This is a genomic window from Kitasatospora sp. NPDC058184 (assembly GCF_042883725.1).
Lineage (GTDB): Bacteria > Actinomycetota > Actinomycetes > Streptomycetales > Streptomycetaceae > Kitasatospora.
This window is the reverse complement of the sequence record NZ_JBHVVE010000006.1, coordinates 149,290-166,101: the sequence shown is the minus strand read 5'-3', so window position 1 is coordinate 166,101 and position 16,812 is coordinate 149,290. Positions and strand designations below refer to the sequence as shown.

At 75.5% G+C, this 16,812-nt stretch carries 3 protein-coding genes; all 3 read left to right on the top strand.

All coding sequences use genetic code 11. The annotated features are described in order from the left end of the window. The first annotated feature begins 7 nt into the window (after positions 1–7). From sbnA to ACFVXH_RS13840, 3 genes are read left to right on the top strand one after another with little or no spacing between them, the layout of a single operon-like run. Entirely contained in the window at positions 8–1,027 is a 1,020-nt protein-coding gene (gene sbnA / locus ACFVXH_RS13850) for a 2,3-diaminopropionate biosynthesis protein SbnA (protein ID WP_049658253.1), read from the top strand. After that, positions 1,027–15,984 (top strand): amino acid adenylation domain-containing protein, encoded by a 14,958-nt coding sequence (locus tag ACFVXH_RS13845; protein WP_387823072.1) that lies wholly within the window; start codon positions 1,027–1,029, stop codon positions 15,982–15,984. The genes sbnA and ACFVXH_RS13845 overlap by 1 nt, the downstream gene beginning before the upstream one ends. Then, complete coding sequence (locus tag ACFVXH_RS13840) at positions 15,978–16,796, top strand: ABC transporter permease (RefSeq protein ID WP_049649277.1); 819 nt, start codon at positions 15,978–15,980, stop codon at positions 16,794–16,796. Before ACFVXH_RS13845 ends, ACFVXH_RS13840 begins: the two co-directional genes overlap by 7 nt. Positions 16,797–16,812 lie beyond the last annotated feature (16 nt).

Here is a 16,812-nt window from a genome sequence, read left to right as displayed (position 1 = left end):
TAGACGCATGCCAGTTATCACGACACCGCAGGAATTCGACGTCGAGGACCTGTACGTCGACCTCCGACGGATGATCGGCCGTCCGCTGTACCTCAAGTGCGAGGGCTTCAACTTCGCCGGCTCGGTCAAACTGCGGGCGGCGGGCGAGATGGTGGACTCCGCCTTCCGGTCCGGGGCGCTGCGGCCGGGGATGACCATCGTGGAGAGCTCCTCCGGGAACCTCGGCGTGGCGCTGAGCCTCGTCGCGGCGAGCCGGGGGCTCACCTTCGTCTGCGTCACCGACTCCCGCTGCACCACCGTCTCCCGGCGGCTGATGCAGCGCCTGGGCGCCGACGTGCGGGTGGTGACCGAGCCCGACCCGCAGCGCGGCCTGCTCGGCGCCCGGCTCGACCTGGTCGCCCGGCTGTGCGCCGAGCACCGGGACTTCCACTGGCTGAACCAGTACGCCAACCCGGGCAACTGGACCGCCCACTACCGCACCACCGGGCCGCAGATCGCCAAGGCCTTCCCGGAGCTGGACGTGCTGTTCGTCGGCGCCGGGACCACCGGCACCCTGATGGGCTGCGCCCGGTACTTCCGGGAGAACAACCCGGGGGTGACGATCGTCGCGGTCGACGCCGTCGGCTCGGTCAACTTCGGCCACGAGCCGGGCGGCCGGCTGATCCCCGGCATCGGCACCAGCGTCCGGCCCGCCATCCTCGACGAGTCCTACGTGGACGACACCGTGCTGGTCGCCGAGACCGACACCGTCCGGGCCTGCCGCGCCCTGCTGCGCGAGGGCTTCCTGCTCGGCGGCTCGACCGGCACGGTGCTCAGCGGGGCGGCCCGCTGGCTGGGCGCCAACCGGCCGGACGAGGAGCTGACCGCCGTGGCCATCGCGCCCGACCTCGGCGAACGCTACCTGGACACCGTCTACGACGACGCGTGGGTGCTGGAGTCCTTCGGCCCCGACGCCCTGGCCGCCGAGGCGGCCGCCCCCGGTACCGGCCTCGCCTCGATCGGCCCGACCTCCGTTGGGAGCCTGTGATGACATCGGTCCTGGGGACCTCGCTGCCGCTCACCGCCGGCCAGACGGAGATCTGGCTCGACGTCAACGGGGCCGGCGGGAGCAACGCGTACAACTCGGCCGGCTACCTGGACGTCCGCGGCCCGCTGGACCGGGCCCGCTTCCGCACCGCGCTGGGCCGGCTGGTCGAGGAGGCGCAGTGCCTGCGCGCCCAGTTCCTCGACGTCGACGGCGAACCCCGCCAGCGCCTCCGCGAGGTCGGTGAACTCCCGCTCGACGAGCTGGACTTCGGCGCCGAGCCCGACCCGTCCGCGACGGCGCTGGACTGGATGCGGACGGACCTGGCGAAGCCCTACGACCCCGCCGGGTTCCCGCTGTTCCGGCTCGCCGTCCTCACCCTGGGCCCGGACCGGGCGCTCTTCTACCTCTCCGTCCACCACCTGCTGTGCGACGGCTTCAGCCAGGTGGTGCTCTGGCGCCGGCTGGCCGAACTGTACGAGGCCGACGGCGGGGACGCCGGCCCGGCCCTGCCCCCGCTCGCCGACCTGCTCGCCGCCGAGGCCGCCTACCTCGGCTCCTCCCGGGCCCGGCGGGACGCCGAGTTCTGGCAGCGCCGGTTCCCCGAGCCGCCCGAGCCCGCCGACCTCTCCCACCGGGAGCCCGCGACGGCCGCGCCGCAGGGCTTCCTGCGCCGCACCGCCGCCCTGTCCGCCGACACCAGCGCCCGGCTGCGCGCGGCCGCCAGCCGCGCGGACGTCACCTGGCCGACCGCGGTGATGGCGGCGGTCGCGGTGTACACCCAGCGGATGACCGGGGTCGAGGACGTCCTGCTGACCCTGCCGGTGACCGCCCGGCCGACCGCCCACGAGCGGTCGATCCCCGGCATGCTGGCCAACTACCTGCCGCTGCGGGTGCCCGTCCGCCCCGCCCTGACCAGGGCCGGGCTGCTGCGCCAGACCTCCCGGGAGCTGGCCCAGGCGCTCCGCCACCAGCGCCACCGGGTCAGCGCGATCCGCCGCGCCATGGGGCTGCGCAGCGACGACCGGCGGCCCTTCGGACCGTTCGTCAACCTGCTGCCGCAGCAGGCCGAACTGGCCCTCGGCCCGTGCACGGCGCGGGTGGTGAACCTGTCGACCGGGCTGATCGACGACCTGATGGTCACCGTGGTCGAGACCGCCGGGGCCGGCATCGAGCTGCACCTCAACGGCAACCCGGACCGCTACACCGACGCGGAGATCGACGGCCACCTCGCCCGGCTGGTGGAGTTCCTGGACCGCTTCGCCGAGGTTGGGGACGAGCAGCCGGTCGGCGGCCTGGCCGTGGACACCGGGGACCGCGCCGCCTGGGTGCGGGAGTCGAGCGGGCCCGAGCGCCCGGCGGGCTTCGACTGCGCGGTGGCCCGGATCCGCGAACTCGCCGCCCGGCGGCCCGAGGCCGTGGCGGTCGCCGAGGACGGCGGCACGACCACGTACGCCGAGCTGGTCGGCCGGGCCAGCGCCCTCTCCCGCCGGGTCGGCGACGCCGGCCTGGTGGCCCTGCTGGTCACCCCGGGCTCCGACTTCATCGCCTCGGTGCTCGGCGTGATCGGCGCCGGTGCGGCCTACGTCCCGCTGGACCCGGGCGCGCCCGAGGCCAGGACCGTCGCCCTGCTCACCGACAACGGGATCACCACCGTGGTCGCGGACGCCGCCCACCGGCCGCTCGCCGAACGGGTGGCCGCCTCCGCCGGCCGACCGGTCCGGCTGCTGGAGGTCTCCGCGCGGGAGCGGGACGCCGCCGACGACCTCGCGCCGATCCTCGGCACCCCGCTGGACCTGGCGTACGTGATCTTCACCTCCGGATCCACCGGGGCGCCCAAGGGCGCCATGGTGCACCGCGCGGGGATGGTCAACCACCTGCTGGCGAAGGTCGACGACCTGGCGCTGGACGCGGCCGACAGCGTGGTGCAGAACGCCCCGGTCACCTTCGACGTGTCGGTGTGGCAGATGCTCGCGCCGCTGGTGGTCAGCGGCCGGGTCCGGGTGGTGCGCCGGGAGACCGCGGCCGACCCCGACCTGCTGTTCGCCCTCGCCGACACCGAGGACGTCACCGTCCTGGAGGTCGTCCCCTCACTGCTGCGCGCCGCCCTGGACGCCTGGGACCTGGGCGCCGGCGCTCCCGTACTGGCCGCGCTGCGCCACCTGGTGGCGACCGGCGAGGCGCTGCCCGCCGACCTGTGCCGGCGCTGGACGAGCCGCTACCCGCTGGTCGGGCTGGTCAACGCGTACGGGCCCACCGAGTGCTCGGACGACGTCACCCACGCGCACCTCGGCCACGGGCTCCCGGAACACGGCGCCGTCCCGATCGGCCGCCCGGTCCGCAACACCCGGCTCTACGTGCTCGACGACGCCCTGCTCCCGGTCCCCCAGGGCGCGCCCGGCGAGCTGTACGTCGGCGGCGCCGGCGTCGGCCGCGGCTACCTGGCCGACCCGGCCCGCTCCGCCGCCGCGTTCGTGCCCGACCCGTACGGCCCGGCGGGCAGCCGGATGTACCGCACCGGCGACCGCGTGGTGCGCGGCGCGGACGGGCAACTGGTCTTCCTGGACCGCCGGGACAACCAGGTGAAGGTGCGCGGCCACCGGATCGAGCTCGGCGAGATCGAGGCGGCGCTGCGCGCGCTGCCGGACGTCTCCGACGCGGCGGTACGGGCGGTCGGCGGCACCGGCGGGAGCACCCGGCTGGTCGGCTACTGCGTCCCGCGCGCCGGGGCCGCGCTCGACCCGGCAGGGGTCCGCGAACGCCTGGCCGCCGTCCTGCCGGAGTACATGGTGCCGCCGAACGTCCTGCTCCTGGACGCCCTGCCGCTGACCCCGCACGGCAAGGTCGACCGCCGGGCGCTGCCCGACCCGGCACCGGCCGGCGCCGAGGCCCCGGCCCGGCCGGACACGCCGCGCAGCCGGGCCGAGGAGATCGTCTGCGCCGCGTTCGCCGAGGTCCTCGGCGTGCCGGAGGTCCGCCCCGGCGACAACTTCTTCGAGCTGGGCGGGGACAGCATCAGCGCCATCCTGGCGGTCGGCCACGCCCGCCGGGCCGGACTGACCGTCACCCCGCTGCAGATCCGCACCCACCACACCCCCGCCGCCATCGCGGCGCTCGCCGCACCGGGCGGCCCGGCCCGCCCGGCCGCCGCGCCGGACGACACCGGCGAGGTCGAACTCCTGCCGATCGCCCACCAGTTGCGCGAGGACCTCGGCGTCCTGGACGAGCGGACCAGGGAGTACAGCCAGTACCAGGTGCTCACCACCCCGGCCGGCCTGGACCTCGACCGGCTGACCGCGGCCACCGCCGTCCTGCTGGACCACCACGCCGCGCTGCGGTCGCGGCTGACCGTGGTGGCACCGGGCCTGTGGTTCCTGGAGGCCCTGCCCAGGGGCGCCGTCCGGGCCGCCGACGCCGTCCGCCGGGTCGACGTCTCGGCGCTCGCCGACGACCCGGCCGCGCTGGCCGCCGCCGTCGACGAGCAGATCGCCGCGGCCCGCACCGGGCTGGCCCCCGAGGACGGCGCGGTGACCCGGCTCGTCCTGCTCGACGCCGGCCCCGGCCGCCCCGGCCGGCTGGTCTGGCTGACCCACCACCTGTGCGTGGACGGGGTCTCCTGGCGGGTCCTGGTCGCCGACCTCGCCGCCGCCTGCCGGGGCCTCGCCCCGGAACCGGTCGGCACCTCCTACCGCCGCTGGTCGCAGCTGCTCGGCGAGCAGGCCCGCACCGCCGAGCGGGTGCGCGAATTCCCGCTGTGGGCCGAGCAGTCGGCGGCCGCGGAGCCGCTCGGATCCCGTCCGCTGGACCCCGAGCGGGACGTGTACGGCTCCGCCCACCGGCTCCGGCTGGAGCTGCCCGCGGACACCACCGCGACGCTGCTCGCCGCCGCCCGCCGGGTCTACGGCGGGGAGATCAACGACCTGCTGCTGACCGGCCTCGCGCTCGCCGTCGCCGACTGGCGCCGGCACCGCGACCGCCCAGCCGGCGCCGTCACCGTCGAACTGGAGGGCCACGGCCGCGAGCCGTTCACCGACGAGGCCGAACTCTCCCGTACGGTCGGCTGGTTCACCAGCGTCTTCCCGGTACGGCTGGACCCGGGCGACGCCGGGCGGGAGCCGCTCGACGCGGCCGTGCGCCGGGTCCGGCAGCAGCTCGGCCGGCTGCCCGACCACGGGCTCGGCCACGGGCTGCTGCGCCACCTCAACCCGCAGACCGTCACCGCCCTGGCCCGGAACGGCGTGCCGGAGCTCGGCTTCAACTACCTCGGCCGGTTCCGGACCGACCGGGACGAGAGCGCCGGGGACTGGCTGCCGGACGCCCGGCACGCCGTCGTCGGCACCGGGGTGCACCCGAGCATGCCGCTGCGGCACGTGCTCGCGGCCACGCCCGTCACCGAGGACCGGCCGGACGGGCCGCACCTGGTCGCCGACTGGCTCTGGGCCCCGGAGGCACTGGCCGACGCCGACGCCGAGCACATCGCCCGCGCCTGGTTCCGCGCCCTCGAAGCCCTGGCTGCCCACGCCGAACAGGCCGAGCAGGCCGTCCCCGGCGAGCAGGACGGGGCGGCGGACGGCGAGGCGCTGGAGCTGTCACCGCTCCAGAAGGGCCTGATCTTCCAGACGGAGTTCGACAAGCAGGGCATGAACTCCTACCTGATGCAGGCCGTCCTCGACATCGAGGGGCCCTTCGACCCGGCCGCGCTGCGCACCGCGGCCGGCGCGCTGCTGGCCCGGCACGCCGGCCTGCGGGTGCACTTCCCCGAGCGGTCCGCCGAGGACGCCCGGCAGGTCGTGGCCGCCGCGGTGCCGGTGCCCTGGGAGGAGGTCGACCTGTCCGGGCTCCCCACCGAGGCGGAGCGGACGGCCGAGGCCGAGCGGCTGACCGACGCGGACTGGACCCGCGGCTTCGACCTGGCCCGGCCCCCGCTGCTGCGCTTCACCGTGCTCCGGCTGGCCCCCGACCGGGTCCGGCTGCTCTGGACGCTGCACCACCTGCTGGTGGACGGCTGGTCGATGGGCGTGATCGCCCAGGAGCTGTTCACCCTGTACGCCACCGGCGGCGACCCGGCCGTCCTGCCCCCGGCGCCCTCCTACCGGGCGTACTTCGACTGGCTCGCCGCCCAGGACACCGAGGCCGCCCGCGCGGCCTGGCGGCAGGCACTGGACGGGCTGGGCGAGCCGCTGCGGCTCGGCACGGCCGACCGGCCGGGCGACCCGGGGCTGCCCGAGGCCGTCGACCTCGCCCTGCCCGAGGAGCTCACCGCCCGGCTGGTCGCCTGGGCCCGCTCGGAGAACCTCACCCTCAACACCGTCCTCCAGGGCTGCTGGGCACTGCTGCTCGGCCGGCTCACCGACGCCCCGGACGTGGTGTTCGGCGCGGTCAACTCGGTGCGGCCGCCGGAGCTTCCGGGCATCGAGTCGCTGGTCGGCCTCTTCCTGAACATGCTCCCGGTACGGGTGCGGCTCGACCCGGACCTGCCCGTCGCCGCGCTCCTCCACCGGATCGACGAGCAGCAGACCGCCCTGCTCGACCACCGGCACCTCGGCCTGGCCGAGGTGCAGCGGATCGCCGGGGCCGGCGAGCTGTTCGACACCGTGTTCAGCTACCAGAACCAGCCGCAGGCCGACGTCGGCCGGCTCAACGCGCTGGTGCCCGAGCTGCGGCTGGGCAACGCCCGCACCCGGCTGGCTGGCGAGCGCGGCCTCGCGGTCCTCGCCTACCCGGACACCCAGCTGACGCTGAGCGCCCAGTTCCGCCCCGACCGCTACGACCGCGACGAGGTCGTCCGCATCCTGGACCGCTTCGCCCACGTGGTGGAGAGCGTCCTGGCGGCCCCGGACGTCCCGCTCCGCCGGCTGCCGCTGCTCACCGACGAGGAGCACCACCGGATCCTCGGCGACTGGGCCGGACGGGCCGCCGCCGCCCCGCGCACCGTCGTCCCCGCGCTGTTCGCCGCCCAGGTCGCCCGGGCGCCCGAGGCCGTGGCCGTGGTCTTCGAGGACCGCGAGACGACCTACCGCGAGCTGGACGAGCGCTCCAACCGGCTGGCCCGGCTGCTGATCGCCCACGGCGTCGGACCGGAGCGGATCATCGCGCTGGCCGTACCCGACCCGGTCGAGATGACCTGCGCCGTCCTGGCCGCGCTCAAGACCGGCGCCGCGTACCTGCCGATCGACCCCAAGTACCCCGCCGACCGGATCGCCTTCATGCTGGCCGACAGCCGGCCCGCCGTCCTGCTCACCACCGCCGCCCTCGCCCCGCAGCTCGCCGGGGCCGACTGCCGCACGGTGCTGCTCGACGACCCGGCCACCCTGGCGGAGCTGGCCGGCCTCCCGGCACATGCCCCGCAGGACGCCGAGCGGACCGCCCCGCTGCTGCCCCGGCACCCGGCGTACGTCATCTACACCTCCGGATCGACCGGCCGGCCCAAGGGCGTGACGGTCGACCACTCCGGCTTCGCCGCGATGGTGGCGAGCCTGATCGAGCGCTTCGGCGTCGGCCCGGACACCCGGGTGCTGAAGTTCGCCTCGTTCAGCTTCGACGCCTCGGTCTGGGAGCTGAGCCTGTCCCTGCTCGGCGGCGGCACCCTGGTGGTCGCCGACGAGGAGTGCCGGGTCCCCGGCCGGCCGCTGGTCGACCTGATCCACCGCCACCGGGTGAACCTCGCCGGGCTGCCGCCGGTGGTCGCCGCCGCGCTGCCGGACGGCACCCGGCTGCCCGCCGACCTGACCATGGTCGTCGCCGGGGAGGCCTGCCCGCCGCACGTGGTGGACCGCTGGTCCGGGCAGCTGCAGATGATCAACGGCTACGGGCCCACCGAGGCCGTCCTCGCCTCGACGGTGAGCGAGCGGCTGGGTGGCGGCGCACTGCTGGACGGCGAACGGCTCAGTGGTGGCGAACGGCCGGGTGGCTCGGGCCGGCCCCCGATCGGCCGGCCCACCCGGGCCCACCGGGTCTACGTGCTCGACTCCGCGCTGCGGCCCGTCCCGGCCGGGGTGGTCGGCGAACTCTACGTCGGCGGCAACCTGGCCCGCGGCTACCTGGACCGGCCCGGCCTGACCTCCGAACGCTTCGTCGCCGACCCCTTCGGCCCCGCCGGCGAGCGGATGTACCGCACCGGCGACCTGGCGAGCTGGCGCCCCGACGGCCAACTCGACTACGCCGGACGGGCCGACGACCAGGTGCAGCTGCGCGGCTTCCGGATCGAACTCGGCGAGATCGAGTCCGTGCTGACCGGCCGGCCCGAGGTGGCGCAGGCCGCCGTCGTGGTCCGCACCGACGACGGCGAGGACCGGCTGGTGGCCTACGTGGTCGCCCGGCCCCCTGCCGTACCGGACCCGGCCGCGCTGCGGGATCGGGTCGCCGAGGCCCTGCCCGAGTACATGGTCCCGGCCGCCGTCGTCGTGCTCGACGCGCTGCCGCTCACCCCGCAGGGCAAGCTGGACCGCCGGGCCCTGCCCGCCCCCGACAGCGCCCCCGCCCCGGCGGGCCGGCTGCCGCGCACCCCGGTCGAGGAGATCCTCGGCGGGATCTTCGCGGACGCGCTCGGCCGGACCGCCGTCGGCATCGACGACGACTTCTTCGACCTCGGCGGCCACTCCCTGCTGGCCACCCAGGTGATCAGCCGGGTCCGCTCCGCCCTGGGCACCGAGGTGCCGATCCGTACGCTCTTCGAGCAGCGGACGGTGGCCGGCGTCGCCCGGGAGCTCGCGGCCGGCGGCGCGGTCCGGCCGCCGCTGCGGCCCGCCGTCCAGGGCGACCGTTCCGGTGAACTATCGTTCGCCCAGCGGCGGTTGTGGTTCCTGAACCGACTGGAGCCGGGTTCGGCGGCCTACAACGTGACCTTCGCGGTCCGGCTCTCCGGGGCCCTGGACACCGCCGCGCTGGACGCGGCGCTGGCCGACCTGGTCGAGCGGCACGAGGTGCTGCGCACGGTCTTCCCGGAGACCGACGGCGAACCCCGCCAGGAGGTCCTCGGCACCGAGGCCTGGACCGGGCTCACCGTCCGGGAGGCCGCCGAGGCCCCGGCGGAGGACGCCCGCGGTTTCGACCTGTCGACCGAACTCCCGCTGCGGGCCACCCTGTTGCGCACCGGCCCGGCGGAGCACCTGCTGCTGCTGATCGTCCACCACATCGCCTGGGACGGCTGGTCCGCCGCACCGCTGACCCGGGACCTCTCGCGGGCGTACGCGGCGCGGGCACGCGGTGCGGCCCCCGCATGGGAACCGCTGCCGGTGCAGTACGCGGACTACACCCTCTGGCAGCAGGACCTCCTCGGCGAGGACCACGACCAAACCTCCCTGGCCGCACAGCAGTTGGCGTACTGGACGGAGAACCTCGCCGACCTCCCCGAGGAACTCGCCCTGCCCTTCGACCGCCCCCGCCCCAAGGTCGCCACCCACCGCGGCGGCACCGTCCCCTTCCGCGTCCACCCCGACACCCACGACCGCCTCGCCCACCTCGCCCGCGACAACGGCGCCTCCCTCTTCATGGTCCTCCAGGCCGCCCTCGCCGCCCTCCTCACCCGCCTCGGCGCCGGCCATGACATCCCGATCGGCTCCCCCATCGCCGGACGCACCGACGACGCCATGGAAGACCTCGTCGGCTGCTTCATGAACACCCTCGTCCTGCGCACCGACACCAGCGGCGACCCCGCCTTCACCCAACTCCTCGACCGCGCCCGGGAAACCGCCCTCAAGGCCTACGAACACCAGGACATCCCCTTCGAACGACTCGTCGAAGTCCTCGACCCCGCACGCTCCATGGGCCGCAACCCGCTCTTCCAGGTCATGCTGGTGCTCCAGAACAACACCCGTCCCGAGCTGGCCCTGCCCGGCGTCCGGGCGGCCTTCGAGCCGCCGGCCGCCGACTCGGTCAAGTTCGACCTGAACTTCTTCCTGGCCGAACAGCAGGACGCCGGTGCCGCCCCGGCCGGCATCGACGGCTTCCTGGAGTACAGCGCCGACGTGTACGAGCCGGCCACCGCCGAGGCCCTGGTCACCCGCCTGGTCCGGCTGCTCGACCAGGTCGCCCGCGACCCGGGGCTCCCGCTGGGGCGGCTGGACCTGCTGTCCGAGCGCGAGCACCGGCAGGTCCTCACCGAGTGGAACGACACCGCCGGCGGCCACCCGGGCACCACCGTCGTCGCCCTCTTCGAGGCCCAAGCCGCCCGCACCCCCGAGGCCGTCGCCGTCCGCAGCGACACCACCGCCCTGACCTACGCGGAACTCGACGCCCGGGCCAACCGGCTCGCCCACCACCTCATCGGCCGGGGCGTCGGACCGGAGAGCACGGTGGCGCTCGCGGCACCCCGGTCGCCGCACATGGTCGTCGCCCTGCTGGCCGTGCTCAAGGCCGGCGGCGCGCACCTGCCCGTCGACCTGGCGTACCCGGCCGACCGCGTCCGGCTGATGCTCGACGACGCCGCGCCCGTCCTCCTGCTGACCGACAGCGCGACCGCCGGACAGCTGCCGGAGACCGGCCTGCCCCGCCTGCTGCTGGACGACCCGGCACTGGAGCGCGCCACGGCCGCCCTCCCCGGCACCGCCCCCACGGACGCGGACCGCACCTGCCCGCTGCTGCCCGACCACCCGGCGTACGTCATCTACACCTCGGGCTCCACCGGCCGGCCCAAGGGCGTGCTCGGACTGCACCGCGCCCTGGTCAACCGGCTGACCTGGTTCGCCGAGGAGCTCCCCGAGCAGCGGGAGGCCGCGATCCTGGCGAAGTCGCCGGTCAGCGTCATCGACGGGATCACCGAGCTGCTGGCGCCGCTGCTGTCCGGCGGCTCGACCGTCCTAGTCGACGCCGACACAGCCCGGAGCGTGCCCGAGCTCGCGGCGGCCACGGCCCGGCACGGCATCGCCCGGCTCACCGTCGTGCCCAGCCTGCTGAACGCCTTCCTGGACAGCGCCGAGCCAACCGCCGTCGCGGGCTGCGCGGTCTGGATCTGCAGCGGCGAGCAGCTGCCCGCCGCCACCGTCCGGGCGTTCCGGCAGGCCCTGCCCTCGGCCCGGCTGCTCAACTTCTACGGCGCCTCGGAGGCCGGTGCCGTCGCGACCCGGGGCGAGGTGTGCGCCGGGCCGGACGGCGCCGACACCCTGATCGGCCGTCCGATCTGGAACATGCGGGCGTACGTGCTGGACGACGGGCTGCGGCCGGTGCCCCCGGGCGTGGCCGGAGAGCTGTACCTGGCCGGCGCCGGACTCGCCCGCGGCTACGCCGGACGCCCCGGCCTCACCGCCACCCGCTTCCTCGCCTGCCCGTTCGCACCCGGCGAGCGCATGTACCGCACCGGCGACCTCGTCCGCTGGACCCCCGACGGCCAGCTCGGCTACCTCGGCCGCGCCGACACCCAGGTCAAGATCCGCGGCTTCCGCGTCGAACCCGGCGAGATCGAAGCCGTCCTCACCACCCACCCCACCGTCCGCACCGCCGTCGCCATCGCCCGCACCGACGGCCCCACCGGCCCCGCCCTCGTCGCCTACGTCACCCCCACCCCCGGCACCGCCCCCGACCCCGCCGCCCTGCGCGACCACACCGCCGACCACCTGCCCGACCACATGGTCCCGGCCGCCGTCCTCGTGCTCGACGAACTCCCCCTCACCCCGAGCGGGAAGATCGACCGCAACCGGCTGCCCGCCCCCGACTTCACCCCCGCCGCCGCCCGGCCGCCCCGCACCCCGGCCGAGGAGCGCCTCTGCGCCCTCTACGCCGAGGTCCTGGCCCTGCCCCGGGTCGGCATCGACGACAGCTTCTTCGACCTCGGCGGCCACTCGCTGCTGGCGACCAGGCTGGTCAGCCGGATCCGTACGGCACTGGGCTCGACCGTCTCGATCCGGGACGTGTTCGAGGCGCCGACCGTGGCCAGGCTGGCCGGCCGCCTCCACCGGGACCGCTCCGCACGGCCCGCGCTGCGGCCCGGACCGCGCCCGGCCGCGCTGCCGCTGTCCTCCGCCCAGCGGCGGCTGTGGTTCCTGAACCGGCTGGAGCCCGGCTCGGCGGCCTACAACATGGCCTTCGCGGTCCGGCTCTCCGGGGCACTGGACGTCACGGCGCTGGACGCGGCGCTGGCCGACCTGGTCGAGCGGCACGAGGTGCTGCGCACTGTCTTCCCCGAGACCGACGGCGAGCCCCGCCAGGAGGTCCTCGGCACCGAGGCCTGGACCGGACTCGCCGTCCGGGAGACCTCCCCCGCCGAAGCCCCGGCAGAAGCCGCCCGCGAGGCGGCCCGCGGCTTCGACCTCGCGACCCGGCTCCCCGTCCGCGCGACGCTGCTGCGCACCGGCCCGGCGGAGCACCTGCTCCTACTGGTGGTCCACCACATCGTGGCCGACGGCTGGTCCGCCACGCCGCTGGCCCGGGACCTCTCGCGGGCGTACGCGGCGCGGGCACGCGGCACGGCCCCCGCGTGGGAACCGCTGCCGGTGCAGTACGCGGACTACACCCTCTGGCAGCAGGACCTCCTCGGCGACGACCACGACCAAACCTCCCTGGCCGCACAGCAGTTGGCGTACTGGACGGAGAACCTCGCCGACCTCCCCGAAGAACTCGCCCTGCCCTTCGACCGCCCCCGCCCCAAGATCGCCACCCACCGCGGCGGCACCGTCCCCTTCCACATCCACCCCGACACCCACGACCGCCTCGCCCACCTCGCCCGCGACAACGGCGCCTCCCTCTTCATGGTCCTCCAGGCCGCCCTCGCCGCCCTCCTCACCCGCCTCGGCGCCGGCCACGACATCCCCATCGGCTCCCCCATCGCCGGACGCACCGACGACGCCACCGAAGACCTCGTCGGCTGCTTCATGAACACCCTCGTCCTGCGCACCGACACCAGCGGAGACCCCGCCTTCACCCAACTCCTCGACCGCGCCCGGGAAACCGCCCTCAAGGCCTACGAACACCAGGACATCCCCTTCGAACGACTCGTCGAAGTCCTCGACCCCGCACGCTCCATGGGCCGCAACCCGCTCTTCCAGGTCATGCTGGCCCTCCAGAACAACACCCAACCGTCCCTGGACCTCCCGGGGTTGACGGCGACGGAGCAGCCGGTCGGAGCGGACGGCGCCAAGTTCGACCTGTCCCTGGCCGTCACCGAGCGCCGCCGCCAGGACGACTCCGCGAGCGGCTCCACGGGCGACTCCGCAGACGACTCCACGGGCGGCTCCGCGGCCGGTCTCGTCGGCACCCTGGAGTACAACGCCGACGTGTTCGAGCCGGCCACCGCCGAGGCCCTGGCCGCCCGCCTGGTCCGGCTGCTCGACCAGGTCGCCCGCGACCCGCGGACGCCGCTGTCCCGACTGGACGTCCTCACTCCGGAGGAGCACCGGCAGGTCCTCACCGAGTGGAACGACACCGCAGCCGACGACCCCGCCCTCACCGGTACCGCCACCACCGTCGTCGCCCTCTTCGAGGCCCAGGCCGCCCGCACCCCCGAGGCCGTCGCCGTCCTCACCGACACCACCGCCCTCACCTACGCCGAACTCGACGCCCGGGCCAACCGGCTCGCCCGCCACCTGGTCGACCGCGGGGTCGTCCCGGACCGGCCGGTGGCCCTGTCGCTGCCCCGGACGGCGGAGATGGTGGTGGCGCAGCTGGCCGTCCTGAAGAGCGGCGCCGCCTACCTGCCGGTCGACCCGGCGCTCCCGGCCGACCGCGTCCGGCTGATGCTCGACGACGCCGCGCCCGTCCTCCTGCTGACCGAACTCGCCATCGCCGCACGGCTTCCGCGCACCGGCGTGCCCACGGTCGTGCTGGACGACCCCGAGGTCGACGCCGCGCTGGCCGCCCTCGACGGCCGGCCCCTGACCGACGCCGAGCGGGCCGCCCCGCTGCACGGTTCCCGGCTGGCCTACCTGCTCTTCACCTCCGGCTCCACCGGGCGGCCCAAGGGCGTCATGGTCGAGCACCGGTCGCTGCTGAACCTGCTGGTGTCCACCCGGGAGCGCTTCCCGCTGGAGGCCCACGACCGGCTGCTGGCCGTCACCACCTGGTCCTTCGACATCTCCGGCCTGGAGGTCTACCTGCCGCTGCTGTCCGGCGCCGGGCTGGTCGTCGGCGCGGAGGGCGTCGCCCTGGACCCGGCCGCGCTGGCCGCCTCCCTCGAACGCGACGGCATCACGATCATGCAGGCGACCCCGGCGCTCTGGCAGGAACTCGTGCTCCACCGCCCCGAGTCGGTGCGCGGCCTGCGCGTCCTGATCGGCGGCGAGGCGGTCCCGCCCGCCCTGGCCGACGCCCTGGCCGCCCGGGCCGACACCGTCACCAACCTGTACGGTCCGACCGAGACCACCATCTGGTCCACGGCGGCCGGGCTGGCGGGCGACGGGGTCGTGACGCTGGGCCGCCCGATCCGCAACACCCGGGCGTACGTGCTGGACGACGGGCTGCGGCCGGTGCCCCCGGGCGTGGCCGGCGAGCTGTACCTGGCCGGCGCCGGACTCGCCCGCGGCTACGCCGGACGACCCGGCCTCACCGCCACCCGCTTCCTCGCCTGCCCCTACGAGCCCGGCTCCCGGATGTACCGCACCGGCGACCTCGTCCGCTGGACCCCCGACGGCCGACTCCTCTACCTCGGCCGCGCCGACACCCAGGTCAAGATCCGCGGCTTCCGCGTCGAACCCGGCGAGATCGAAGCCGTCCTCACCACCCACCCCACCGTCCGCACCGCCGTCGCCATCGCCCGCACCGACGGCCCCACCGGCCCCACCCTCGTCGCCTACGTCACCCCCACCCCCGGCACCGCCCCCGACCCCACCACCCTGCGCGACCACACCGCCGACCACCTGCCCGGGTACATGGTCCCCGGCGCGGTCGTCGTGCTCGACGAACTCCCGCTCAACCCCAACGGCAAGATCGACCGCAACCGCCTCCCCGCCCCCGACTTCACCCCCGCCGCCGCGCGCCGCCCCCGCAACCCCGTCGAGGAAGCCCTCGGCGCGCTCTTCGCCGAGGTCCTCGGCCTCCCCGAGGTCGGCATCGACGACAGCTTCTTCGACCTCGGCGGCCACTCGCTGCTGGCGGTCCGGCTGGTCGGCCGGGCCCAGTCGGCCGGGCTCCGGCTGGCGGTGGCGGACGTCGTCCTGCACCGCACCGTCGCGGAACTGGCCAAGCGGGCCCGCCCGACCGCCTCCGCCGAACAGTCCGCGGACGCCTTCGCACCCGTCCTGCCGATCCGGCCGGACGGCGACGCGCCCCCGCTGTTCCTGGTGCACAGCGGACTCGGCTTCAGCCTGCCCTACCTGGGCCTGGCCCGGTACCTCGATCCGCGCTACCCGCTGTACGGCCTCCAGTCGCCCGCACTGGACGCCGCCGCCCCGCTGCCCGAGTCCATCCGGTCGGTGGCAGCGGACTACGTCCGGACCATCCGGCGGCTGCGGCCGCACGGCCCGTACCGGCTGCTCGGCTGGTCCTACGGCGGCGTGCTCGCCCACGAGATCGCCGTCCGGCTCCAGGAGGCCGGCGAACAGGTCGACTTCCTGGCCGACCTGGACGGCTATCCCGGCCGCACCGGCCGCGACGAGAGCGGCCAGGACGACCGCGAACTCCTGCTGCGCGCCCTGGAGGCGCTCGGCCACCGGCGCGACGAGCTGGCCGGCCCCGGCCGCACCCGCGCCGCCCTGCTCGACCTGCTGCGGCGCGAGGCCGGCCCGCTGGCCGACCTCGACGAGGAGTCGCTGCTGCGGCTGCTGCGGCTGTCGCGCCACCACGGCGCGCTGATGGAGCGCTTCACCCCCGGCCGGTTCACCGGGGACCTCCACCTGTTCGCGGCCGCCGAGGAGTGGACCGCGGACCAACTCGCCGACCAGACCGGCCGATGGGAGCAGCACGTGAACGGACGGGTGGTCGTCCACCGGATCGCCGCCGGCCACGAGTACCTGATGCACGCAGGGCCGCAGGCCGTCATCGGACGGCTCGTCGACGCCGAGCTGCGCCTCCTGGACGGGAGCCCGGAATGCTGACCGCCGTCACCCCCCGCCCCCGCTCGGCGCCGCTCGCCCTGCTCCTCGAATCCGTCACCGTCGCCGGACGGCGCCTGCGGCGGCTGCGCCGGGCACCCGGCCGGCTGATCGGCATCGTGATGAACCCGCTCATCTCGATGATCGTGCTCGGCTACCTGTTCCAGGGCTCGCTGTCCTTCTCCGGCCGCGGCAGCTACCAGGAGTACATCTTCGCGGGCGCGGCCGCCCAGGTCGGCCTGGCCGGGATCGGCCCGACCGCGGTCGCCGTCGCGGCGGACCTGCGCGGCGGCCTGGTCGACCGGTTCCGCAGCATGCCGATCTCCAGACCGGCCGTCCTGGTCGGCCACACCCTCGGCGACCTGGTCGTCGGGCTGATCGGCCTGGCCGTGGTCACGGCGGCCGGCCTGGCGTTCGGCTGGCGCCCGCACAGCGGCGTGCTGCCCTTCCTCGCCGGACTCGCCCTGCTCACCGCCTTCATGTACGCGATGCTCTGGGTCGGCCTGATGCTCGGGATGTTCTCCCGCACCATGGAGACCATCAACGTCGTCGCCGGGCTGGTCACCGTCCTGCTGACCTTCCTCTCCAACGCCTTCCAGTCCGTCGACCGGCTGCCGGGCTGGCTGCGGCTGGTCGCCGAGTGGAACCCGGTCAGCGCCGTGGTGACGGCCCTGCGGCGGCTGTGGGGCAACCCGGACGCGGCCGGCAGCGCCGCCACCCCGAGCCTCTCGCTCACCATCGCCGCCTCGCTCGGGACCGTCTTCGTCGTCACCGTCCTGCTGAGCCTGCGCCGCTACCGGTCCGCGGTCTCCTGACCCCGCCCTCCCGGCG